Raw genomic sequence first — 23,020 nt, 5'->3', positions numbered from 1 at the left:
CGCCACCGCGCTTGCGCGCGGTCCCCGGCGCTACAGGCTGGGAAGCACCGCACCGGCCGACCCACGGCGAGGGACGATGATCGTTTCGATGATGTCCATGCCGGAGGGCATCCTGGCCCGCGGCCGGGTGTCGGAGGCGCGCGAGCGTCTGGCCACGTCCCGGTTCCTGTTCGTGGACGTGGAACTGCCCGAGGAGGACGCCCCCGGCGAGCCCCCGCTGGCCCGGCTGCTCGGCCTGGAGGCCGAGGACGTCGCGTGGCTCGGCCGGAAGGAGGAGGCCGCACGGGCGGAGATCTTCGGGGACAGCGGCGCGTTCGTCGTGCCCGCGGTCGACGCGGACCGGGTCGTCCACGTCCACGCCCTGGTCACCGAGCGGTACCTCCTCACGGTGCACCGGGGGCCGGCCCCCCTGATCGGGGACGTCACCGCGCGGTTCCCGCTGGAGAGCCCGACGGACTCCGTGGCCATGCTGTTCCTGCTGCTGGACGAGGCCATGGAGACCTACCGCCGGGCCGCCGTCCAGGCCCTGCTGGAGGTGGAGGACCTGGAGGACGCCATGTTCCGCCGGCGCGATCCCGAGCAGCTCTACCGCCTGGCCCGGCTGCGGCGCACGGCGGCCCTCCTGCACCACACCCTCCTCCCCTACCACCGGGTGGCGGAGGAGACCGTCACGCGCCGGGTGATGAACCGGGGCTTCCAGCAGGAGCGCCGGCAGCTCGTCCGCGAGTACCGGCGCACCGCGAACCTGGTGCTCACGGACATCGAGTCCCTGCAGGAGACCGCCCGGCGGGCCTTCGGCAGCTACTCCTCCCTGGTGTCGGGCGACCAGAACGGCGTGATCAACCGGCTGGCCGTGGTGTCGACGATCTTCCTGCCGCTGACCTTCCTGACGGGTTTCTTCGGCATGAACTTCGCCTACCTGACGGACGAGCTGGAGAGCCGTGCCATCTTCTGGCTGCTCGCCGTGGGCCTGCAGGTGCTCTTCCTGCTCGCGGCCCTCTACGTGCTCCACCGCACCCGCCTCTGGCGGATGCTGCGCGAGGACGACAGCGACCCCGACGACGTATAAGCGACCCCGACGACGCACAGACGGCCTACGCCGCGTGTGCCGCCAGGACCGTGTCCACGGTGTCCGCCCCGGCCGCGTCCTTGTCCGGGCGGTGGCGCAGCACTCGGGCGAAGCGCAGGGCCACCCCCGCCGGGTAGCGCGAGGAGCGCTGCAGGCCGTCGTAGGCGATCTCCACCACCAGTTCGGGCCGCACCCGTACGGTGAAGCCGTCGTCCGAGGTGGCGAGCGCGCGCAGGGCCTCGGTCTGCCAGCGCAGCATCTCGTCGGTGAGCCCCTTGAAGGTCTTGCCGAGCATGGCGTACGTCCCGTCCGCGGTGCGCGCCCCCAGGTGCAGGTTCGACAGCAGTCCGGTGCGCCGCCCGTGCCCCCATTCGGCCGCGAGGACCACCAGGTCCAGCGTGTGCACCGGCTTCACCTTGAGCCAGTTCCTGCCGCGCCGGCCGGCCGCGTAGGCCGAGTCCAGCTTCTTGACCATGACCCCCTCGTGGCCGCGGCGCAGGGTCTCGGCCCAGAACTCCTCGGCTTCCGCCCCCTGCTCCTCCGGGTCCTCGACGGCGAGGCGGCGCACCCGGGCGGTCTCGGGGACGAGCGCGGCGAGGGCCGCGTACCGCTCCCGCACCGGCAGGTCGAGGAGGACCTCCTCGCCGACGGCGAGGAGGTCGAAGAAGAAGGGGACGACCGGGAGCGTCCGCCGGGCCGCCTCGACGTCGGCCCGGGAGCCGACGCGGCTCGCGATCTCCTGGAAGGCGACCGGCCGTCCGTCCGGCGCACGTCCGATGACCTCGCCGTCGAGGATGAAACGCTCCCCGGGCAGTGACCGGGCCAGTGCGGCCACCTCGGGGAGCCGCTCGGTGATCTCGTCGAGGGAGCGCGTGTACACGCGTACGTCGTCGCCCTCGCGGTGGACCTGGACCCGGATCCCGTCGAGCTTCTCCTCGACCGCGCACGGCCCGAGCGCCGCCAGCGCCTCGGCCACCGACTTCGCCGTGCCGGCCAGCATCGGCTGGACGGGCTGCCCCACGCGCAGCGTGACCGTGCGCAGTGCCTGGGCGCCCTCGGCCAGCACGGCCGCCGCCACCCGGGGCAGCGAGCCGTCCAGCATCACCGCCCGCCGCAGGTCGGCGGCCGGTACTCCGGCGGCCGCGGCCACCGCCTCCAGGGCCACCGCGTCCAGCGCGCCCTGGCGCACCTCGCCCGACAGCAGGCTGCGCAGGAACGCCTGCTCGGCCGCGGTGGCCCGGCCCAGCAGGGCGGAGAGGATGCGGCCGCGCCGTTCCACCGACCCGGCGCCCCGGGTGGCGGCCAGTTCGCCCACCGCCGTGTCGACGTCGACGACGGTCAGCGTGGGCGCGCCCGCCGGTTCGGTCTCCTGGCCCAGGGTGCGCCAGCCGATGCCGGGGCGGCCCTGCGGAAGGCGCCCGGAGAGGTAGGTGATGACCAGAGCGGCCTCCTGCGGGGGTGCGTCGGCGAAGAGCCCGGCGAGCAGGGCGGTCTTGCGGGACCGGGCGGAGGCCTCGGCGACCTCCTTGGACACGCGCGCGACTTCGGCCAGCAGCATGCGCCCATCCTGCCGCCACCGCAGGCCCGGCGCAGGTCGGTGGCCGCCGGACGCCCGGGCCGGTCGGGGGCAGGACGCTGTCACGCGCCCGTGACAATCGGCGGACGCTCTCGTGAGGACCGGCCGCCAGTCTCGTGTGTAGCGGCAAAAGCGACATATCGACCTATCGCTTCTCTCGCCCCGACCCCCACGCCACTCCCTGGAGAACTCCCATGATCCGCACCTCCCGCAAGCAGCGTTTCGCGATGATCGCCGTGTCGGGCGCTTTTGTCGCCGGAGGCGTACTGCTGCCCGGGACGGCCTTCGCCGCTCCGCAGGTCCCCGAGACGGTCTCGACCACCGTCCACCGGGCCGGACACGAGAAGGGCGGTCATCAGGACAAGGGCCGCAAGGACCACCGTGGCGAGCAGAAGGGCCAGCACGGCGAGAAGAACCAGCACGGCCGGAACGGCAAGGTCCGGGACGTGGAGAACATGCCGGGATGCAAGTTCTACCAGGGCAAGGTCTACTGCGAGCACCAGCCGAACCCCGTTCCCGCCCCCGCCCCCGCCCCGAAGCCCGACCCGGCCAAGGCGGAGAAGGACAATCCGGACCGCGTGCCGAACGTCTAGAGCCGAACGTCTAGAGCCCCGCGTCCAGTGCCGAACCGCCCCGGTGGACCCTGCCGGTGACGGCGCCGGCAGCCCGCCGGGCCCCGGGCGTACCGCAGGTGCGGTACGCCCGGGGCCCGGCGTGGTCCTTGAGAAGGGGCACGGCTCCCCCTGCGGGTGCTCGGCGCCCGACCGGCGGCCCTTTAGGGTTCCCGTATGAAGCTGCGAATGTTCCGGCGCCGACGCGACCGCCTGCTGGCCGGGGCCGCCGCGCTCGCCGTCGTGGCGGGTGCCGGTACGTGGACGGCCGCGTCCGCGGCCGGCGACGCGCCCGCGGTACACCGCGAGGACCAGGTCCTGTCCATGCCGGGCGCCGGGATCGACACCTCCTACTTCACGGCGGGCGACGGTGACCGCAAACGTCCCGCCGTACTCCTCGGGCACGGTTTCGGCGGCAGCAAGGACGATGTCCGCGAGCAGGCCGAGCGCCTCGCCCGGGACGGGTACGCGGTCCTGACCTGGTCGGCGCGCGGCTTCGGCCGCTCCGAGGGCCGGATCGGCCTGAACGACCCCGCGTACGAGGTCAAGGACGTCTCCCGGCTCATCGACTGGCTCGCCGCCCGGCCCGAGGTACGGCTCGACGCGGACGGCGATCCGCGCGTCGGCGTCTCCGGGGCCTCGTACGGCGGCGCGATCTCGCTGCTCGCGGCCGGTCACGACCCACGGGTGGACGCCATCGCCCCGCAGATCACCTACTGGAACCTGGCGGACTCCCTCTTCCCGAACGGCGTCTTCAAGAAGCTCTGGTCCGGCATCTTCTTCACCAGCGGCTCGGCCGACGGGATGCGGCAGACCCCGCCGGGGCGGCGGCCGGATGCCTCGGCCGCGCCCGGCTGCGGACGTTTCCAGCCCGAGCTCTGCGCGATGTACGAACGTGTCGCGGTGGCGGGCACACCCGATCCCGAGGCCCGCGCCCTGCTGGAGCAGCGCAGTCCGTCGGCCGTCGGCGACCGGATCAAGGTGCCGACCCTGATCGTCCAGGGCCAGGACGACTCCCTCTTCCCGCTGGACCAGGCCGATGCCATGGCCAAGGCCATCGCGGCGAACGGGGCGCCCGTCTCCGTGGACTGGGCGGCCGGCGGGCACGACGGCGGGATGCGCGAAGCCGACCGGGTCGAGGCCCGGGTGGCCGCCTGGTTCGACCGTTACCTCAAGGGCGACGAGGGCGCCGGCACCGGCCCGGCGTTCCGGGTCACCCGCTCCGGGGGGATCGACTCCACCGACGGCGAGGTCACGCTGCGCGGCGCGGCCGGCGACCGGTACCCCGGGCTGGAATCCGGTCCGCGGGAGTTCGCCCTGACGGGTCCGGAGCAGACGTTCGCCAATCCGGCGGGCGGCGCGCCTCCCGCCCTCTCCTCGCTGCCGGGCATCGGCGGGCAGCTCGCCGCCTTCGGGGCGGGCCTCTCCCTGGACTTCCCCGGCCAGAACGCCCGGTTCGATTCGGCCCCGCTGACCGAGGACGTGACGGTCACCGGCACACCGACCCTCACCCTGAAGGTGAGGTCGACAGCCGCGGACGGCTCGGCCGTCCTGTTCGGCAAGGTGTACGACGTGGGACCCGACGGCCGTCAGCAGGTGCTGCCGAGCCAGCTGGTCGCCCCGGTGCGGGTGGAGAACGCCCAGCAGGGTGCGACGGTGCGGCTGCGGCTGCCCGCGGTCGACCACGCCGTGGCGGCCGGGCACCGTCTGCGGCTGGTGGTCGCCGCGACGGACCTCGGCTACGCGACCCCGGCGGCGCCGGCCGCCTACACCGTCGCCGTGGAGGGTCCGCTGACCGTGCCCGTCGCCGCGGGGGTACGGACCGCCTCGGCCGGCATGCCGGCCTGGACCTGGTGGCTCCCACTGGGAGCGGCGGCCCTGGCCGCGGCCCTGCTGGGCGTGAGGCGGACCGGCCGGGGGACCGCAGGTCCGCGGTCCGGGCCGTCGCAGCCGGACGCGGCACTGGCCGACGTACCCCTGGAGATCACCGGACTGACGAAGCGCTATGCGAAGGCTCAGGACCGGTACGCGGTGAAGGACCTGTCCTTCCGCGTCGAGAAGGGGCAGGTCCTGGGACTCCTCGGGCCCAACGGCGCCGGGAAGACCACCACGCTGCGGATGCTGATGGGGCTGATCTCTCCGGACGCCGGGGAGATCAGGGTGTTCGGGCACGCGGTACGGCCCGGGGCGCCGGTGCTGTCGCGGGTCGGCGCGTTCGTCGAGGGCGCCGGCTTCCTCCCGCACCTGACGGGTCGCGCCAATCTGGAGCTGTACTGGCAGGCCACCGGCCGCCCCGCCGAGGACTCCCACATGGCCGAGGCCCTGGAGATCGCGGGGCTCGGCGACGCGCTGGAGCGCGCGGTGCGCACGTACTCGCAGGGCATGCGCCAGCGCCTCGCGATCGCGCAGGCCATGCTCGGCATGCCCGACCTGCTGATTCTCGACGAGCCGACGAACGGTCTGGACCCGCCGCAGATCCGGGAGATGCGGGACGTGATGATCCGCTACGCCGCGGGCGGCCGGACGGTCATCGTCTCCAGTCACCTGCTGTCGGAGGTGGAACAGTCCTGTACGCACCTGGTCGTCATGGACCGCGGACAGCGGGTCGCGGCGGGCGAGGTCGCCGAGATCACGGGTGGCGGGGACACGCTGCTGGTGACGCTGGCGGAGCCGGTGGACGAGGTGAGCGTCGAGAAGGTGGCGGCGCTGGAGGGAGTGGGTTCCGTGGTGGCCGCCGATGACGGGCTCCTCGTACGGCTCGAAGGCGCGACGGCCGCGGGGCTGATCGCCGAACTGGTACGGCTGGAGGTGCCGGTGAGCGCGGTGGGACCGCACCGGCGACTGGAGGACGCGTTCCTCACCCTGATCGGAGGTGCGGCGTGAGTACGGCGACGACGGCGCGGGAGGTGGCGCCGGAGACGGCACCGGGTTACCGGGCGGGCCACACCCTGCCGCTGCGCGTGGAGGCGCTGCGGCAGTGGCGCCGGCGGCGGACGCTGGTGATGGGCGGGGTGCTGGCGGCCCTGCCGTTCATCCTGATGATCGCGTTCGCGGTGGGCGGCGGGCCGGGCAGCCGGGGCGGCGGCAACGGCCGGATCACCCTGATCGACACGGCCACCGCCTCGGGCGCGAACTTCGCGGCGACCTGCCTGTTCGTCTCGGCCGGCTTCCTGCTGGTGGTGCCGGTGGCCCTGTTCTGCGGGGACACCGTGGCCTCGGAGGCGAGCTGGTCCTCGCTGCGCTACCTGCTGGCCTCGCCGGTGCCCCGGGCACGGCTGCTGTGGAGCAAGCTGGTGGTGGCGCTGGGGTTCAGCCTGGCGGCGATGGTGCTGCTGCCGGCGGTGGCCCTGGCGGTGGGCACGGCCGCGTACGGGTGGGGGCCGTTGAAGCTCCCGGCGGGCGGGGCGCTGGCTGCCGGGGACACGGTGCCGCGGCTGGCGCTGGCGGTGGCCTTCGTCTTCGTGTCGCAGCTGGTGACGGCCGGGCTGGCGTTCTGGCTTTCGACGCGGACGGACGCGCCGCTGGGCGCGGTCGGCGGGGCGGTCGGGCTGACCATCGTCGGCAACGTGCTGGACGCGGTGACGGCGCTCGGCTCGTGGCGGGAGTTCCTTCCGGCGCACTGGCAGTTCGCATGGGCGGACGCCCTGCAGCCGCAGCTGGAGTGGGGCGGGATGGCCAAGGGGGCGGTGGTGTCGGTGTCGTACGCGCTGGTGCTGTTCGCGCTCGCCTTCCGCGGGTTCTCCCGCAAGGACATCGTGTCCTGAGCCCGTACGGACGGTCCACGGCCCGCCGGTCCCCCGACCGGCGGGCCGTGGGCCGTGGGCCGTATCCGAGCCGCGGCCCGGCACGCCGAAGGCCGCGTTCACCCGCCGGTGGGGGTGCGGACGGGAGGGCCCGTCCGCACGGTCACTCGGGCCCCCGCGCCCCCGGGATCGCGTCGATCGCGGCGAGCAGCTCGGCGTCCAGCGGACGGTCGGCGACGGCCGCGTTGGCGCGTACCTGCTCGGCGGAGGTGGCTCCCGCGATGACGGAGGCGCAGCCGGGCTGCGCGGAGAGCCAGCCGATGGCGAGTTCGAGGACGGTCCGGTCGTGCTGCCCGGCGAGCACGGCCAGCGCTTCGACGACGTCGAGGCGTTCCTCGGTCAGGTACGCGTCGCGGCCTTCGAGCCGGGAACCGGCCGGTACGGGCGCACCCCTGCGGATCTTGCCGGTCAGCAGGCCGTTGGCGAGCGGGAAGTACGGGAGCACGCCGACGCCGTAGTGGAGGGCGGCCGGGACCAGCTCGCGCTCGGCCGAACGCTCCAGCAGTGACCACTCGTTCTGCGCCGACACGAAGGGGACCGAGCCGGTCTCGCGGGCGAGGTGGGCGGCTTCCGCGAGCTGCCAGCCGGAGAGGTTGGAGTGGCCGATGTAGCGGACCTTGCCCTCGGCCACGAGCTCGGTGAGCGCGGCCAGGGTCTCGGCCATCGGGGTGGCCGGGTCGGGGCTGTGCAGCTGGAAGAGGTCGATGTGGTCGGTGTCGAGGCGGCGCAGGGACTCCTCCACGGCCCGCCGGACGTAGGCGCGGCCGCCGCGCGATCCGGCGGCGGGCCCGTACTTCATGTCCACGCCGTCGTAGCCGAACTTGGTGGCGAGGACGACCTGGTCGCGGCGGCCCTTGAGGGCCTGCCCGAGGTGGACCTCGGAGCCGCCGGCGCCGCCGTAGATGTCGGCGGTGTCCAGGAGGGTGATGCCCGCGTCCAGGGCGGCGTCGACGACGGCACGGGTCGCCTGGGCGTCCAGCCGGCCGCCGAAGTTGTTGCAGCCGAGACCCACGGCGGAGACCTGCAGTCCGGAACTGCCCAGGGGGAGATAGCGCATGCGGTTCTGTCCTCCGACTCGACGCGTACAAGATCAACGGAGGTCGCAGTCTAGGCGTCCCTTCCGGATCGTGCCGGCCGGGCCCGCGGCGTCCGGTGCGCGCTCGGCCGTCGCGGGCCCGGCAGGATCCGGAAGGGACGGCCTAGACGAGGCGGGTGGCGCCCGGTGAGGGGGATGCCGTCATGATGCGCGGTGGCGTGAGGTCCGCGCGGCGGAAGGCGTCCGTCACCGCCCGCGTCACCGACCGCTCGGCGTCCGCGTCGATCAGGGACAGTGCCGAACCGCCGAAGCCGCCGCCCGTCATGCGCGAGCCGTACGCACCCGCCGCGTCCGCCGTGGCGACCGCCAGGTCCAGCTCCGGGCAGGACACCTCGTAGTCGTCGCGCAGCGAGCGGTGGCTTTCCGTCAGCAGCGGGCCCGTCTCGCGCAGCCGTCCCGCGAGCAGCAGTTCCCCGACGTGCAGGACCCTTTGGTCCTCGGTGACGACGTGCCGGACGCGCTTGCGCGCCACCGGGTCCTCCAGGCGGTCCAGGGCCTGCTCCAGCTCCTCGTACGGGAGGTCGCGCAGGGCCGGCAGGCCCAGTGCCCCGGCGGCGCGGTGGCAGGAGGCGCGGCGCCGGCTGTAGGCCCCGTCGGCGAGGGCGTGTTTGACCCGGGTGTCGATGACCAGTAGGCGCAGGCCGGCCGCCGCGCAGTCGAAGGGGATGTGGCGCTGCCGGAGGCTGCGGGTGTCCAGGTGGAGGGCGTGTCCCGCGGTCGCGCAGGCCGAGGCCGTCTGGTCCATGATCCCGCAGGGGACGCCGACGTACGCGTTCTCGGCGCGCCGGGCCAGCGCGGCCAGTTCGGTGCGGGTGAGCGGGATCCCGTACAGGTCGGTGAGGGCCAGCGCGGTGGCCACCTCCAGGGCGGCGGAGGAGGACAGGCCGGCGCCGGCCGGTACGTCGGACCGTACGTGCAGGTCGGCGCCGCCGACCGGGAGCCCGGCGTCCAGCAGGGCCCAGGCGACCCCGGCGGGGTAGGCGGCCCAGCTCGCGGCGCCCTGCGGAGGGCGCGCCGGATCGAGACCGGAGAGGTCGAGTGTGACCACGCCGGAGGGGGCGGCGTCCGAATGGACCCGCAGGGTGCGGTCGGTACGCCGGGCCGCGGCGACCTCGGTGCGCTGCGGGAGCGCGAACGGCAGGACGAAGCCGTCGTTGTAGTCGGTGTGTTCGCCGATCAGGTTGACCCGGCCCGGGGCCGCCCAGACCCCCTCGGGCGGATATCCGTACAGCCGGTGGAAACGGTCCTGTGCCGACCCGCTCACGCGCTCGCCACCTCCCGCAGCCGCGCGGCCGCTTCCTCGGGCCGGACGTCGTTCATGTAGGCCTCCATGCCGGACTCGGTCCCGGCCAGGTACTTCAGCTTGTCGGCGGTCCGGCGGACCGTGAAGAGCTCCAGGTGGAGCGCGAAGTCGGCCCGGCCCTCGCCCGCCGGGGCCTGGTGCCAGGCGGAGATGTACGGGGTCGGCCCGGGCCGGTCGAAGAGCCGGTCGAACCGGCGCAGCAGCTCCAGGTAGACCCCGGGGAACTCGGCGCGGGCCGCGGCGCCGAGCGCGGGCAGGTCGGGGACGCGGTGGCGCGGGTAGAGGTGGACCTCGTACGGCCAGCGCGCCGCGTAGGGCACGAATGCGGTCCAGTGCTCCGTCTCCAGGACGACGCGGGTGCCTTCGGCGCGCTCGGCGGCCAGGACCTCCTCGAAGAGGTTCCCGCCGGTGCGCTCGCGGTGGGCCGCGACCGCGGCGAGCATCCGCGTGGTGCGCGGGGTGACGAAGGGGAAGGCGTAGATCTGGCCGTGCGGATGCGCGAGGGTGACGCCGATCTCGGTGCCGCGGTTCTCGAAGCAGTAGACCTGCCGCACGCCCTCGTGGGCGGAGAGTTCGGCGGTGCGGTCGCTCCAGGCGGCGAGGACCAGCGCGGCGCGCTCCTCGTCCAGCTCGGCGAAGGAGGTCCGATGGTCGGGGGTGAAGCAGATGACCTCGCAGCGGCCGGTGTCGCCGGCGAGGGAGGGGAAGCGGTTCTCGAAGACGGCCACCTCGTAGTCGGGGGCCGGGATCTCGCTCGCGCGTCCCTTCGTGGAGGGGCACAGCGGGCAGGCGTCGGCGGGCGGATGATAGGTGCGGCCCTGCCGGTGGGAGGCGATGACGACCCGGTCGCCGAGCAGCGGATCGCGCCGTACCTCGGAGCCGCTCGCGGTGGCGGTCGCGTCGAGCGGACGCGTGTCGGGGAAGGCGCGGACGGCGCCGTCGCCGGTGTCGTAGTAGATGATCTCGCGGCCGTCGGCGAGGCGGGTGCTCGTGCGCTTCACGGGAGGAACTCTCTCACTGGGCGGTGACGACCGTGGTGCGGCCGGGGGCGGGCCGGGAGCGCACCGGTGGTGTGGTGCCGGTGCGCTCCGGTTTCGGGAACAATGATCGCGTTCTCGTCCGCCGCCACGTGCCCGAGGTGCTCCCCGGGCGCGGATCAGTCCTCGTAGTCGTACTTCACGCCGATGCCCAGGGTGCTCTGGGCCGGCAGGATCCCGGCGCCGACGATGTCGAGGACCGGCGGGAGGAGCAGGTCCGCGAGGCGTGCCACGTCCTGCGGGGTCAGCGCCGACCACGGCTCCGAGGCGAGTTCGTCGGTGAGCTTCTCGACGGCGGTGCGCAGCGCCCAGCCGGCTTCGGTGGCCGCGCCGTCCTCGGCCAGCAGGCCCCGGGAGGCGAGCCGCTCGCGCGCGGCGTCCCACTCGCCGGCGGACCAGCGGCGGCTCTCGAACCACTCCGCCGGGGCGGCTCCGACACCTGACTGCAGGACCAGGGACTCGACCGGGTCGAGGTGGTGGGCCTGGAGGGCGGCGATGTGGCCGTCCCCGCGGTGCTCGCGCAGGATCGTCGCCGCGTGCCAGAGCACGGCGTGCGGTGCGGTCGGCCAGGGCAGGGCGGCGTTGGCGGCGGCCAGCGGGCGCCCGCCGGTGCCGGCGGCCTCGGCGGCGCGCCGGGCGAGGCGGGCGGCCTCGGCGAGGTCCGGGGAGGCGGCGCGCTCGCCGAGCACGGCGTGCAGGGAGCGGTCGGCGGCGACGGCGCGCGCCGCGAGGACCCGGGCCGGCTCCGCGGTGCGCCAGGACCCGGCGAGGTAGTGGTCCACCATGCGGGGGCTGAGGCTGTAGAAGAGGGAGGTGACGAGCCCCGCCGGGGCCGGGCCCAGCGGTGCGGCGCGGTAGGCGAAGTACATCGGCCACCGGTCGTCGGTGGCGTAGCCGAGCGCGCCTGCCTCCTCGTAGGCCTCGGGGGCGAAGTAGACGACGGCGTGCACGGGTTCGAGCAGTTGCCACAACTGCCGTACGGTGCACGGTCGGTGTGTGCTGGCGTACGTCATCTCGTATCCCCCCGCGGTCGGTTGACTGCCGACCCTACAGGGGCCGTGGGGCGGCGCCGGGGGCCGTCGGCGGGGGCCTCGTCGCGCGCGGCCGGTTCCGGGCGGCAGCCGGTGAAAGCGTGGGCCCGAGCATCACATAACGTGCCTTCCATGCATCAGATGTACTCGGCCGGGCCCGCGGACGGCGAAGACGCGGGCAGGCGGCGGTTCCTCGCGATCGCGACGGGGGCGGCCACCGCCGCGGGGCTCGGCGCCCTGGCCGGCTGCGGGAACGGCGACGGCGCGGGCGGATCCGCTTCGGGGCCCCGGTCCGCGGCGGCGTCGGAGTCCCCCGCTCCGGACGGGAAGCCGCCGGCGGCGGCGCCGGGGCTCGACGTCAAGGCCGAGAACGCCCGCCCGGGCCATGCGGACTGGCCGGTGGGCAAGGCCGGTCCGGCGCGGGCCGTCGAGGGGTTCGCGGACAAGGTGAGCGTCCTGCCCGGCGAGTCCTTCGGGCTGTACGTGTCGACGACCGCACCCCGGTTCACCGTCTCCGCCTACCGGATGGGCTGGTACGGCGGGGCCCGGGCGCGGCTGGTGTGGCGCTCCGAGGCCCTGCCCGGGGCCCGGCAGCCGGAGCCCACGGTGGACGCCGGGACCAGGATGGTCCGCACGCGGTGGACCCGTACCACCACGGTCGAGACGAAGGACTGGCCGGAGGGCAGCTACCTGCTGCGGCTGGACGCACAGGGCGGCGAGGGCCGGCGGTTCGTTCCGGTCACCGTCCGGTCCGCGACGACCGCCGGCCGCACCGTCGTGGTCAACGCGGTGGCCACCTGGCAGGCGTACAACCGGTGGGGCGGCCACAGCACCTACGACGGCCCGAGCGGCGGCTTCGCCTCCCGCTCCCTCGCCGTGAGCTTCGACCGGCCGTACGACTACGACGACGGCGCGGGCCTGTTCCTGGTGTACGAGGCTCCGCTGATCGCGCTGGCCGAGCGGCTGGGCATACCCCTCGCCTATGCGACCACCACCGACGTGGCACGGGAGAAGCGGCTGCTGGAGGGGGCGGCGGCGGTGCTCTCCCTGGGGCACGACGAGTACTGGTCGCCGGAGCAGCGGGCCCATGTCACGGCCGCCCGCGACGCCGGTACCAACCTCGCGGTCCTCGGAGCGAACTGCTGCTACCGCCGGATCCGGCTGGAGCCCTCCGACCTCGGGCCGGACCGCACGCTGGTCTGCTACAAGTCGTCCTACGAGCAGGACCCCGGGTTCAGGCGCGGCCATCCCGCGACGGTGGACTTCCGCTCCGCGCCCGGCGCGGACCCGGAGAGCTCGCTGCTCGGCGTGATCTACGACGGCTATCCGGTGGACGCCCCGTACGTGGTCACCCACCCGGAGCACTGGCTCTTCGAGGGCACCGGCGCGAAGGCGGGCGACCGCTTCGAGCACCTGGTCGGCGTCGAGTACGACAAGGTCGACACCGGATTCCCGACGCCCCGGCCGATCGAGATCCTGGCCCACTCCCCCGTCGTGTGCGAGGGCCGGCCGAGCCACCAGGACACGGCCTACTACACGGCGGCGAGCGGGGCGGGGGTGTTCGCGACCGGCACGATGCGCTGGGTGGAGGCCCTGGACGCGACCGGCGACGGCCGCAGCGGACGCAACCACGGGCTCGACGCCCGTTCGGGGGCGCTGACCACCCGGGTGACGGAGAACCTCCTGCGGGCGTTCGCGGCGGGTCCGGCCGGCCGGACCCACCCGGCGCAGGACAACGTCAAGGCGGTGTACGGGAGTTCCTGAGGTACCGGGCCGGGTGCGGGCAGGTGCCGAACGGTGGACTTCACCCGAAGGGCGTGTCTAGGATCGTGATCACGGCATCGCGTGCCGGTCACCGGCCGGGTGAGGCATGGAGGCGCCGTGAGTGCCTTTCGGAGGCATCCACCCATGTCCGTCCAGCTGAACCACACGATCGTCCACTCCCGTGACAACCGGGAGTCCGCCACCTTCCTGGCACACGTCCTCGACCTGGAGGTCGGGACCGAGTGGGGACCCTTCGTCCCCGTCGAGACCGCGAACGGCGTCACCCTGGACTTCGCCACCGTCCCCGCCGAGTCGATCACCGTGCAGCACTACGCGTTCCTCCTCTCCGAGGAGGAGTTCGACGCGGCGTTCGAGAAGATCCGGTCGGCCGGGGTCCCGTACTTCGCCGACCCGCACGGGCGGCACCCCGGCGAGATCAACCACAACGACGGGGGCCGCGGGGTGTACTTCACGGACCCGAGCGGCCACGGGATGGAGATCATCACCCGCCCGTACGGCTACCAGGAGCCGGGCTCCGAGTAGCCCTCGGCCGAGCGGCACCCGGCGCGGAGGGGGCGAGTACGTCCACTCGCCCCCCGGCCCGTCCGGTGGCTTACCTCATGTCCCCGGGGCCGTCATCCGCTCCATGACGGCCACCGGCAGTGCCGTGTTCCGTGCCGCGTCCTGCGCCGTCCGCTCGTCACCGAGCAGTGCGACGAGGACGGAGACGGGCATCCGCGGATGCCGCGCCGCCATCGCGCGCACCCCGCTGTCCGGGTCGTCGAGCATCCGGACCAGCGCGTCCGGCGACAGCCGGGGGTCGGTGGCGGCGCGCAGCCGTACCTCGGCGTCCTCGTCCCCGCTGAACCGTTCCACCAGGCCGGCCGTGGAGTCCGGGTCGTCCAGGGCGAGCTGCCGCAGCCGCGGATGCGGGTCGCCGGCGTAGCGGAGCAGGTCGCGCCGCGGGAAGTTCGGGTGGCCGTAGGGCCGGTCGGGGGTGGAGTAGCTCCCGTTCCACCACTGCCACACCTCCAGCAGCATGTCCGCCGGCGCGTCGTCGCACCGCTCGGCGAGGAAGAGCCGTACGACCCGGTCCTCGTCCCGGGCCAGCAGCGCCACGACGTCCGGCGGCAGCCGTCGGGCCGTCGCGACGCTGCTGCGCAGCAGGAGGTGCGCGGATGCCGCGAGCCGGCGCATGGCTTCCTCGTCCTCGTGCAGTGCCTCCACCCACGCGACCGTCCGCCGCATCGTCCGGGGGTCGATGTCCACCGGTACGGCGGCCCGCCGCTCCTCCGTCAGTTCGGGCCGCAGGGACACGGCGAGCCGTACGTCACCGTCCGGGTCGGCGGCGAGGACGCGGACCGGTTCGGGCCCGAGGTAGGGGTTGCCGGCCAGGATCCGGCGCAGCCGGGGGTCCTGGTCCGTGCAGAGCCGCAGGGCGAGGTCCGCCTCCAGCCGGTGGCTTCCGAGGAGGTGGCGGTCCCCGACGGCTTCGAAGAACTCGGCCGTCAGCGGGGCCTCCTCGTGCCGGGCGAGCGTGACGGCGGTCCGTACGGCGGGGGCGGGATCGGCCGCCAGCCGGGCCCGGGCCCCGTCGTCGAGGCCGCGCCAGGCGGCCCCGCACGCCGCGGCCCGCACCTGCGGGAGCGGGTCCGCCAGCAGGGCGAGGCGCAGCGGGAGGGGCAGGGCCGGCATCCCGGCCAGTTCCTCCCGGACCGGGCCGAAGGGGTCCGCCGCCAGCGTCTCGTACGCCTCCCGCGTCAGCCCCCGCCCGGACAGGGCCGCGGCCTCCAGGAACAGCCGGCGCCGGGCACCGCCGGCTTCGCCGAGCACCAGCCGCGACCACTGGGCGGCGGAGAGCCGCAGCGATGCGGGGACCTCGGCGAGCCTGCCGCGGACGCGCCGGTCCGGGTGGTCGACGGCGGCGTCGACGACGGCGGGTGAGGGGTCTCGTCGCACCAGGACGTACGGGGCCATGTCCAGGTCCAGCAGACGGATCAGGATGGCGTCCGGTGCGGCCGCGTTGAGGCTCAGTCCCCGGAACCAGGCCCGCCGCAGGCCCGGTCCGGCCTGCGGCCCCCGGTCCGGGTCCGGCCATCGGTCGTCGCGTCCTCGTACGTCTGTCCCCATCCGAAGGACGGTAGACGATGTCCGGCGGACCTGTGACACCCGCGGACGGGGCATGCGGGAACGCCCGGGGAAACGGCAACGCCCGGCCGCGAGAAGTCCTTCGCGGCCGGGCGTTCTCGACGGGCGTGCCGTCGGTGCTGCAGGGGCGGCAGGATTCGAACCTGCGGCCTTCGGTTTTGGAGACCGGCGCTCTGACCAGCTGAGCTACACCCCTTCGGTGGGACCAACCATGGCACGAACGGGCCGGGAGATCCAATCAATTCCCGGTTCGGCGGGGCGCGCGTTCCCGGCCGGGGCCGACGGCTCCGTGCGGCCGCTCCCCGGGGCGGGTTTCCGCCGCCCCCCTTGACCACCCTGGTCCAGACCAATAGTTTCCGGCATGCACCGCGCACGCGCACACGCCCCGCTCCCCGCATCCGCAAAGGAAGCCCATGCGCCGCAGCATGCTCGGCAGGCTGGCCGTCGCCGCCTGCTCCCTCTCCCTGCTGACCGCCTTCGCGCCCGCCGCCGCCGCGCAGGCCGACGGTGGCCACGACCGTCCGTACAAGAAGGTCGGCTACTTCACCCAATGGGGTGTGTACGGACGGGACTTCCAGGTCCAGGACCTGGAGGCGAACGGCTCCGCCGGCAAGCTCACCCACATCAACTACGCCTTCGGCAACATCAGTCCGCAGGGCAGGTGCTTCACCGGGAACGTGCCCGGCGAGGCCGACGCCTGGGCCGACTACGTGCGCCCGCTCGACGCCGCGAACTCCGTCGACGGGGTGGCCGACACCGGCGAGCAGCCGCTCGCCGGCAACTTCAACCAGCTGCGCGAGCTCAAGGCCAGGCACCCCGGCCTCAAGGTGCTGATCTCGCTCGGCGGCTGGAGCTGGTCCACGCACTTCTCGGACGCCGCGCTCACCCCGGCCTCCCGCAAGGCCTTCGTCGAGTCCTGCATCGACCTGTACATCAAGGGCAACCTCCCGCAGGACGGCGCCCGCGGCGGCGCCGGGGCGGCCGCGGGCGTCTTCGACGGGATCGACCTCGACTGGGAGTGGCCCGGCTCCGCGGGGGACACGGACACGAGGTACCGGCCCGAGGACAAGCAGAACTTCACCGCGCTCGTGAAGGAGTTCCGCACGCAGCTCGACGCGTACGCGCGGAGCCAGAAGAAGAAGACCCGGTACGAGCTGAGCGCCTTCGTCCCGACCGCCCCCGCCAAGATCGACGCGGGCTTCGACGTCCGCCGGATCATGCGCGACCTCGATTTCGTGACCCTCCAGGGCTACGACTTCCACGTCTCCGGCGAGCCGAGGACCGCCCAGCAGTCCGCGCTCCGCGCTCGGGGCGACTTCAGCGTCGACGGCACGGTGGACGCCTGGCTCCGGCGCGGCGCGCCCGCGGACAAGCTCGTGATGGGCATGCCGTTCTACGGCCAGGGCTGGACCGGTGTCAGCGGCGGCGGGGACGGCATGGGGCAGCCCGCCACGGGCCCGGCACCGGCCACGTGGGCCGCCGGGTACGAGGACTACAAGGCACTGAAGAAGCTGGCCGACTCGGGCACCTACACGCTCCACCGGGACCGGCGCGGCGGCCACGCCTGGCTCTTCGACGGCACGACGCTGTGGACGTACGACGACCCCCAGGTGCTGCGGGCCAAGACCGGGTACATCCGCGAACACGGGCTCGGCGGTGCGATGTTCTGGTCGCTCGACGCGGACACCGCGGACGGCGAGCTGATGACGGCCGTCGACCGGGGCCTGCGCGGACGCTGACCGGGGCCTGCACGGCCGCTGACCGGGGAGGCCGACCGGGACCGGCGACCGGGGTCCCCCGAGACCGGCGCCGCCGGGCCGCGGAACACCGTCCGGCCCGGCGGTTGCCCCGCCACCAGGCCGTCCCGTCCGGATCGCGCGGTGGCCTCCCGAGCGGTGCCGGCGACCGGTGTCGCCGCCGTCGCCGGCACCCTGCCCTCACTCCCCGGCGGTCCGCGAGGGCCCGCTTCCACGCGACGGGGCCCGCCGGTGCGAGGCGGCCAGTGCGGCGGTCTCGCTGAAGGCGGGGACGCGCCCGGTGCCGCCACGGCCGGAGACGGACAGGGAGGCGGCGGCCGCGCCGTAGGCCACGGCGTCCGCGAGGGTGTCCCCGAGGACGAGCCGGGCGGTGGTCGTGCCGGTGAAACAGTCCCCTGCCCCGGTCGCGTCCACGGGCTCGGGATTGCCCGGCACGGCGTGGTACACCGCCCGTGTGCCGTCGTCCAGCAGCAGCCGTCCGGCGCCCGCGGTGACCGCGACCGTACGGGCGCCCAGGGCGCGGCAGCGGGCCGCGGCGGTGCGCGGGTCGGCGGTGCCCACGAGGGCCTGCGCGTCGGCCGGGCAGGAGGTCTTGAGCAGCCCGGTCAGCGGAGCGATCCGGGCGAGCAGCTCGCGCGCCTCGTCCCGGCCGGTCAGCCGCGACCGGAAGTTCGGGTCGTAGGTCAGGTGACCGCCGGCCCCGTGCACGAGGCGGGCCGCGGCCAGTACGGCGTCGCGGCTGCTCGGTGAGAGGGCGCCGGTGATGCCGCTGGTCACGAGTGCTCCGCAGCGGGTCAGCAGCTCGTGCCAGGACGCGATGTGGCGGGGCCCGAGGGTGGAACCCGCGCTGCGGGTGCGCCAGTAGACGAACTCGCGGTCGCCGTCGGTGTCGGCGCAGAGCAGGTAGGCACCGTTGGGGTGCGGGGCGCGGCGGACGTGGGAGACGTCCACGCCGAGTCCGGCGGCCCGGTTCAGCAGCGGGACGCCGAGTTCGTCGTCGCCGATGACGGCGAGCAGGGCCGTACGGGCGCCTGCCGCGGCCGCGGCGGCCGCCGCGTTGAGGGCGTCCCCGGAGTAGGAGATACGGGCGGGGGTTCCGTCGGCGGCCTCACGCAGGGCGGTGCCCGCGTGGATCTCGACGAGGACCTCGCCGAGTACGAGGACGTCGTAGCGGGTGTCTGCCTCCGCGGCCACGGTCAGTGTCCCGCGGCGGCGTCGCAGGGTGCGCAGCACGGCGCGGCGGCCCCGGCGAACACGGCGGCCAGTTCGCCCGGGTCGGACGGCAGGCCGCCGCCGATCCCGACGGCCGTCGCGCCGGCGGCGAGCCAGTCCGCGACCTCGGCGGGCCGGATCCCGCCGGTCGCGACGATCACCGCCCCGGGCAGGACGGCCCGCAGGGAGCGGACGAACCCGGGGCCGCCCACGTGCGCCGGGAACACCTTGGCCACCCCGGCGGCCCGGACGGCGGCGGCGATCTCGCCGGGGGTGAACCCGCCCTCGATGAAGACGGCTTCGCGGCGTACGGCCACCGCGCGGACCTCGGGGGCCGGGTAGGGGGAGACCAGGAAGGCGGCTCCCGCGTCGAGGGCCGTCTCCGCCTGCGCGGTGGTGGTGACCGTGCCCATCCCGATGAGCGCCGGCCGGCCGTGGCGGTCGCTCAGCGCGGCGGTGCGGGTGACGGCGGCGGCCCAGCCGGGGGTGGAGGTGGTGAGCTCGACCGCACGGCAGCCGGCGGCGAGCAGGACGGCGGTGTGACGGACGGCCTCGTCGGCGTCGGCGTCGCGCAGCACGGGCAGGACCCGCTGGGCGGCCAGCACCGCGTAGAGGTGTTCCGGAGCACGGCCCGCCGGACGCTCTGACGGATGGCCTGACAGGTGACCTGACGGGTGGTCGGGCAACGGACCCCTCCCCTTCGCTCCACGTGCCTGTTCCACGTGGTGGAACGGCATACCGCATGGCGGAACCACGTGGTCTAGACCCTACCCGTGCCGGGAGCGCCCGTGTCAATGGACGGGGCGGCAGCCGGCGCACCGTCCGCGCGCCCCGGGCAGCCACGGGCCGGGCGGTCCATCTGGCCCTGCACAGCGGGCGGACCGTCATCCGCGTCCGCAAGCTGGAGGGAGCGAGGACCGGTCCTCCTTCCGGACGGCCGCATGCCGCGGCACGCGCACACGCCGTCGCTGCGACCCCGGTGGAGGGGCCCGGAAAACTCTTCTGGAAAATTCTTCCGGATAACTGTTATCGACGCCCCCGTCGACGGTCTCCCATGTATCGGGCATCATCGACCGCCGGTACGGACAGGGAACATCACATGACTACTGAGCACACCGCAGCGCTTGTGGCAGCGGCCCGCGCGGGCGACCTGCGCGCGCAGGACGAGCTCGTCAGCACCCATCTCCCGCTCGTCTACAACATCGTCGGGCGGGCCCTGAACGGCTCCTGCGACGTGGACGACGTGGTGCAGGACACGATGCTGCGGGCGCTCGACGGGCTGGGCGGCCTGCGCGTGGAGGAGAGCTTCCGGTCCTGGCTGGTGGCGATCGCGATGAACCGCGTACGGGCGCACTGGCAGGCCCGGCAGAGTGGTTACGGCGAGAGCACCCTGGAGGCCGCGAGCGATGTCGCCGACCCCGGCGCCGACTTCGTCGACCTGACCGTCGTCCGCCTCCAGCTCGCCGGGCAGCGCCGCGAGACGGCCCGGGCCACCCGCTGGCTGGAGCCCGAGGACCGTGCGCTGCTGTCGCTGTGGTGGCTGGAGTGCGCCGGGGAGCTGACCCGGTCCGAGGTGGCCGGTGCGCTGGAGCTGACCCCGCAGCACACGGCGGTCCGGGTGCAGCGGATGAAGGCGCAGCTGGAGTCGGCCCGTGTGGTGGAGCGCGCGCTGGACACCCGTCCGGCGTGCGAGGAGCTGCGGACCGTGATGGCGGGCTGGGACGGGCAGCCCTCGGCGCTGTGGCGCAAGCGAATAGCCCGCCATGCCCGTGAATGCGTACGTTGCTCCGGTCTGTGGAGCGGACTGGTTCCGGCGGAAGGGCTGCTGGCCGGTCTGGCCCTGGTACCGGTCTCGGCGGCCCTGCTGGCGGGGATGAAGTCGGCGGGGGCGGCGGGCTTCGCCCCCGCGAGCGTCGCCTTCGCCGAAGGTTTCGACGGCGGCTTCGGCGATGGCTTCGACGATGCGGCCACGCAGCTCACCCCGGTGGCCGACACGGGCGGCGGTGGCCGCGGCGCACTGCGCAGGCGGCGGCAGGGCCGCCGCCGGGTGGTCGGTGGTGCGGTGCTCGCCGCCTGCGTCGCGGGCGGCGGGCTCGTGTACCTCGGCGGGCTGCCCGGTTCCGGTGGCACGAAGGACGGCGCGGCTCCGGCCGCGAGCCCGCTGGCGGCGCTTTCGGCGACCGAATCGGCCGGTCCGCCGTCGGAGCCGGCCTCCCCCTCCGCGTCCGCCTCGCCCTCCCCGTCGGCCTCCGCCTCGCCGAGTGCGTCGGCGAGCCCGAGCCCGACGCCGTCCAAGAGCAAGTCGCCGAGCCCGAAGGCCTCTGCGGCCAAGCCGGCGCCCGCCCCGCCGTCGGGGGTGGCCGGTCAGGTCGTGGCCCTGGTCAACAGCGAGCGGGCGGCGGCCGGCTGCGGCCCCCTCAAGGAGGACCCGCAGCTGCGGGCGGCCGCTCAGGGGCACTCCGACGACATGGCGGCCCGGGACTACTTCGATCACACCAGCCCGGACGGCAGGGACCCGGGCGACCGGACGACGGCGGCCGGGTACCGCTGGTCGACGTACGGGGAGAACATCGCGCGGGGCCAGCAGACGGCCCAGTCCGTGATGGACTCCTGGATGAAGAGCCCGGGTCACAAGGCCAACATCCTCAACTGCTCCTTCAAGGACATCGGCGTGGGCATCCACCAGGGCGCGGGCGGTCCCTGGTGGACCCAGAACTTCGGCGCACGGTAGGAAGCGGCCCCCGGGGGCCTCGGCCTCAGGGCCGCAGGCCCCGCAGCTTCTCCGGGTTGACGGTGACGCGCAGGGCGGTGATCCGGCCGTCGGCGGCCTCGAAGGTCATGGCGCCGATGGTCGCGCCCTGGTGGACGAGCAGCAGTCCGGTCTCGCCGTTGATCTCGGCGAGGTGCATCGCGCCGTCGCCCTCGGCCTTGGCCAGCACGCCGAGCCACCAGCGGGCGACATGGGCGGCTCCGTACACCGGGCGGCGGGCAGCGGTGACGATGCCGCCGCCGTCGGCCCAGGAGACGACGTCGGGGGCGAGGACGGTGAGCACCTCGCCGAGGTCCCCGCCGAGGCAGGCCTGCCGGAACTTCTCGACGATCTCGCGCTGCTCGGCCGCCTTGGCCGTGAAGCGGGGGCGGCGCGCCCGGACGTGTTCTCGGGCCCGGTGCGCGGACTGGCGCACGCTCGCCTCCGACTTGCCGACGACCTCCGCGACCTCGGCGTGGGAGTACCCGAACACTTCGCGGAGCATGAAGACCGCCCGCTCGGTCGGGGTCAGGGTCTCCAGTACGACCAGGACCGCCATGGACACGGTGTCGGCGAGTTCGGCCTCCTCGGCGATGTCGGGCGAGGTGAGCAGGGGTTCGGGGAGCCAGGGCCCGACGTACGCCTCACGTTTGACCTGGGCCGACCTGAGCCGGTTGAGGCTCAGGTTGGTGACGGTGCGCACCAGGTAGGCCCGGGGGTTCCCGACCGCCGTGCGGTCGGCCCGGTGCCAGGCGAGCCAGGCGTCCTGCACGATGTCCTCGGCGTCGGCGACGCTGCCCAGCATGCGGTAGGCCGTGCCGAACAGCAGTCGCCGGTGTTCCTCGAAATCCTCGCTCATGATCACCACGGTGTCATTCCCGGACCCCGGTGATCAAGGGCGTCGGCCGGGCCGGCTTCCGGCGAGTGCGCGCAGCCCCTCGGCGCAGCCCGCGTGACCCGGCGCCCAGCCCAGCTCGGCCCTGGCCCGGGCGTTGGACACGTGCATGCTGGTCGTGACCATGCGGTGGAGGTAGGGGAAGGGGCGCATCATCCAGGTGGGCACGGTCATCGGCTTCGGTGTGCCGTACGCCGCGGCGACCGCGCGTACGTGCGCGCCGAATCCCGTCGGGGTGTCGTCCACGATGTTGTACGCGCGGCCCGGGCGGCCGCCTTCGACGGCGAGGGCCACGGCGCGGCCGGCGTCCGCCAGGTCGACCCAGGGCAGTACGCGTCCGCGGTCGGCCACCGCGGGCACCTTGCGCCCGCGCAGCATCTCCACGAGCGTCTCGGTGCCTCCGGCGCCGTAGAAGAGCCCGAAGCGCAGCGCGATGCCCTCGATCCCGTCGGTGCCCAGCACCAGCTCCTCCTTGACCCGCATGCCCTGGAGGTGGCGTTCCACCGCGCGGTCGCCGGCCGGGGCGAACGGGTCGGTCCCCTCGGTGATCACGTGGTCGCCGAAGTCGCGGTAGCCGTAGCCGAAGACCATCGACTCGGCGACGACGCGGCGGGCACCGAGCACGCGGGCGGCCTCCATGAGGTTCCTGGTGCCGGTCACCCGCAGGTCGTCGGTGGCGAACATGTCCTTGTGCCGCATGGGAGCGGCGCGCAGGGCGGTGGCGGCGTGCACCACCGTGTCGGCCCGCAGGCCGTCGACGGCGCGCAGCAGCCCGTCGCGGTCCATCAGGTCGGCCCGCACGTCGGCCCCGGCTCCGCGGCCGAGGCCGATCACGGTGTGGCCGGCCCGGGTGAGCGCATCGGTGATGTGGCGTCCCAGGACTCCGCTCGCCCCGGCCAGCAGTACGTTCTTGGTGTCGTCCATGCCCATGGGACAAGGCGCCCCCGGCGAACGTGACACGTCCGGGGT

The 23,020-nt window shown here is 74.3% G+C and carries 18 protein-coding genes and 1 tRNA gene; 8 read left to right on the top strand and 11 right to left on the bottom strand.

Going from position 1 to position 23,020, the window contains the following annotated elements; all coding sequences use genetic code 11:
- Positions 1-88 precede the first annotated feature (88 nt).
- Positions 89-1,069: a CorA family divalent cation transporter gene (locus DEJ51_RS32920; RefSeq protein WP_223836084.1), complete on the top strand. Its 981-nt coding sequence runs from the start codon at positions 89-91 to the stop codon at positions 1,067-1,069.
- A gap of 25 nt (positions 1,070-1,094) precedes the next feature.
- Here DEJ51_RS32920 and DEJ51_RS32915 read toward each other — a convergent pair whose 3' ends face one another.
- On the bottom strand, positions 1,095-2,627 hold the full coding sequence (locus DEJ51_RS32915; protein ID WP_150261267.1) for an ATP-dependent DNA ligase: 1,533 nt from the start codon (positions 2,625-2,627) through the stop codon (positions 1,095-1,097).
- Between the two features lie 212 nt (positions 2,628-2,839).
- Here DEJ51_RS32915 and DEJ51_RS32910 point away from each other — a divergent pair, with 212 nt between their 5' ends.
- The 3 genes from DEJ51_RS32910 (at position 2,840) to DEJ51_RS32900 (ending at position 7,020) form a co-directional block, all read left to right on the top strand.
- Complete coding sequence (locus DEJ51_RS32910) at positions 2,840-3,238, top strand: hypothetical protein (RefSeq protein ID WP_150261266.1); 399 nt, start codon at positions 2,840-2,842, stop codon at positions 3,236-3,238.
- Between the two features lie 195 nt (positions 3,239-3,433).
- Positions 3,434-6,139, top strand: coding sequence for an alpha/beta fold hydrolase (locus tag DEJ51_RS32905; RefSeq protein ID WP_150261265.1), 2,706 nt, complete (start codon positions 3,434-3,436; stop codon positions 6,137-6,139).
- The gene (locus DEJ51_RS32900; RefSeq protein WP_150261264.1) at positions 6,136-7,020 is read left to right on the top strand and encodes an ABC transporter permease; all 885 of its coding nucleotides are present in this window, start codon (positions 6,136-6,138) and stop codon (positions 7,018-7,020) included. The genes DEJ51_RS32905 and DEJ51_RS32900 overlap by 4 nt, the downstream gene beginning before the upstream one ends.
- Before the next feature lie 142 nt (positions 7,021-7,162).
- Here DEJ51_RS32900 and DEJ51_RS32895 read toward each other — a convergent pair whose 3' ends face one another.
- From DEJ51_RS32895 to DEJ51_RS32880, 4 genes are all read right to left on the bottom strand, one after another.
- Entirely contained in the window at positions 7,163-8,116 is a 954-nt protein-coding gene (locus DEJ51_RS32895) for an aldo/keto reductase (protein ID WP_150261263.1), read from the bottom strand.
- Between the two features lie 142 nt (positions 8,117-8,258).
- Entirely contained in the window at positions 8,259-9,419 is a 1,161-nt protein-coding gene (gene galK / locus DEJ51_RS32890) for a galactokinase (protein ID WP_150261262.1), read from the bottom strand.
- Entirely contained in the window at positions 9,416-10,459 is a 1,044-nt protein-coding gene (gene galT / locus DEJ51_RS32885) for a galactose-1-phosphate uridylyltransferase (protein WP_150261261.1), read from the bottom strand. The genes galK and galT overlap by 4 nt, the downstream gene beginning before the upstream one ends.
- Before the next feature lie 155 nt (positions 10,460-10,614).
- Positions 10,615-11,508, bottom strand: coding sequence for an SCO6745 family protein (locus DEJ51_RS32880; protein ID WP_150261260.1), 894 nt, complete (start codon positions 11,506-11,508; stop codon positions 10,615-10,617).
- 150 nt (positions 11,509-11,658) lie between these two features.
- Here DEJ51_RS32880 and DEJ51_RS32875 point away from each other — a divergent pair, with 150 nt between their 5' ends.
- Together DEJ51_RS32875 and DEJ51_RS32870 are read left to right on the top strand one after the other, a co-directional pair.
- Positions 11,659-13,290 carry a N,N-dimethylformamidase beta subunit family domain-containing protein gene (locus DEJ51_RS32875; protein ID WP_223836083.1) on the top strand — a complete coding sequence of 544 codons (1,632 nt, stop codon included), beginning with the start codon at positions 11,659-11,661 and terminating at the stop codon, positions 13,288-13,290.
- Between the two features lie 144 nt (positions 13,291-13,434).
- Positions 13,435-13,833 (top strand): VOC family protein, encoded by a 399-nt coding sequence (locus DEJ51_RS32870; protein ID WP_150261259.1) that lies wholly within the window; start codon positions 13,435-13,437, stop codon positions 13,831-13,833.
- Positions 13,834-13,908: 75 nt separating this feature from the next.
- On the opposite strand, the gene DEJ51_RS32865 is transcribed toward DEJ51_RS32870, so the two are convergent.
- Complete coding sequence (locus tag DEJ51_RS32865; RefSeq protein ID WP_150261258.1) at positions 13,909-15,420, bottom strand: PE-PGRS family protein; 1,512 nt, start codon at positions 15,418-15,420, stop codon at positions 13,909-13,911.
- Positions 15,421-15,560: 140 nt separating this feature from the next.
- Positions 15,561-15,634, bottom strand: a tRNA-Trp gene (locus DEJ51_RS32860).
- Positions 15,635-15,851: 217 nt separating this feature from the next.
- Between DEJ51_RS32860 and DEJ51_RS32855 the strand changes: the two genes are divergently transcribed.
- On the top strand, positions 15,852-17,177 hold the full coding sequence (locus DEJ51_RS32855; RefSeq protein WP_150261257.1) for a glycoside hydrolase family 18 protein: 1,326 nt from the start codon (positions 15,852-15,854) through the stop codon (positions 17,175-17,177).
- A 198-nt stretch (positions 17,178-17,375) separates the two neighbouring features.
- Here DEJ51_RS32855 and DEJ51_RS32850 read toward each other — a convergent pair whose 3' ends face one another.
- Both DEJ51_RS32850 and DEJ51_RS32845 read right to left on the bottom strand, forming a co-directional pair.
- Positions 17,376-18,389: a PfkB family carbohydrate kinase gene (locus tag DEJ51_RS32850; protein WP_150261256.1), complete on the bottom strand. Its 1,014-nt coding sequence runs from the start codon at positions 18,387-18,389 to the stop codon at positions 17,376-17,378.
- 2 nt (positions 18,390-18,391) lie between these two features.
- Complete coding sequence (locus DEJ51_RS32845) at positions 18,392-19,012, bottom strand: bifunctional 4-hydroxy-2-oxoglutarate aldolase/2-dehydro-3-deoxy-phosphogluconate aldolase (RefSeq protein ID WP_223836082.1); 621 nt, start codon at positions 19,010-19,012, stop codon at positions 18,392-18,394.
- A gap of 494 nt (positions 19,013-19,506) precedes the next feature.
- Between DEJ51_RS32845 and DEJ51_RS32840 the strand changes: the two genes are divergently transcribed.
- Entirely contained in the window at positions 19,507-21,138 is a 1,632-nt protein-coding gene (locus DEJ51_RS32840; protein ID WP_150261255.1) for a sigma-70 family RNA polymerase sigma factor, read from the top strand.
- Positions 21,139-21,163: 25 nt separating this feature from the next.
- Here the strand turns inward: DEJ51_RS32840 and DEJ51_RS32835 are convergent, their stop codons facing one another.
- Both DEJ51_RS32835 and DEJ51_RS32830 read right to left on the bottom strand, forming a co-directional pair.
- Complete coding sequence (locus DEJ51_RS32835; RefSeq protein ID WP_150261254.1) at positions 21,164-22,015, bottom strand: RNA polymerase sigma-70 factor; 852 nt, start codon at positions 22,013-22,015, stop codon at positions 21,164-21,166.
- A gap of 33 nt (positions 22,016-22,048) precedes the next feature.
- Complete coding sequence (locus tag DEJ51_RS32830) at positions 22,049-22,975, bottom strand: NAD-dependent epimerase/dehydratase family protein (protein ID WP_223836081.1); 927 nt, start codon at positions 22,973-22,975, stop codon at positions 22,049-22,051.
- Between the last annotated feature and the right edge of the window lie 45 nt (positions 22,976-23,020).

The organism is Streptomyces venezuelae (assembly GCF_008642275.1).
Classification (GTDB): domain Bacteria; phylum Actinomycetota; class Actinomycetes; order Streptomycetales; family Streptomycetaceae; genus Streptomyces; species Streptomyces venezuelae_E.
The sequence above is the reverse complement of the archived record's forward strand: the minus strand, read 5'-3'. Positions and strand labels throughout refer to the sequence as shown.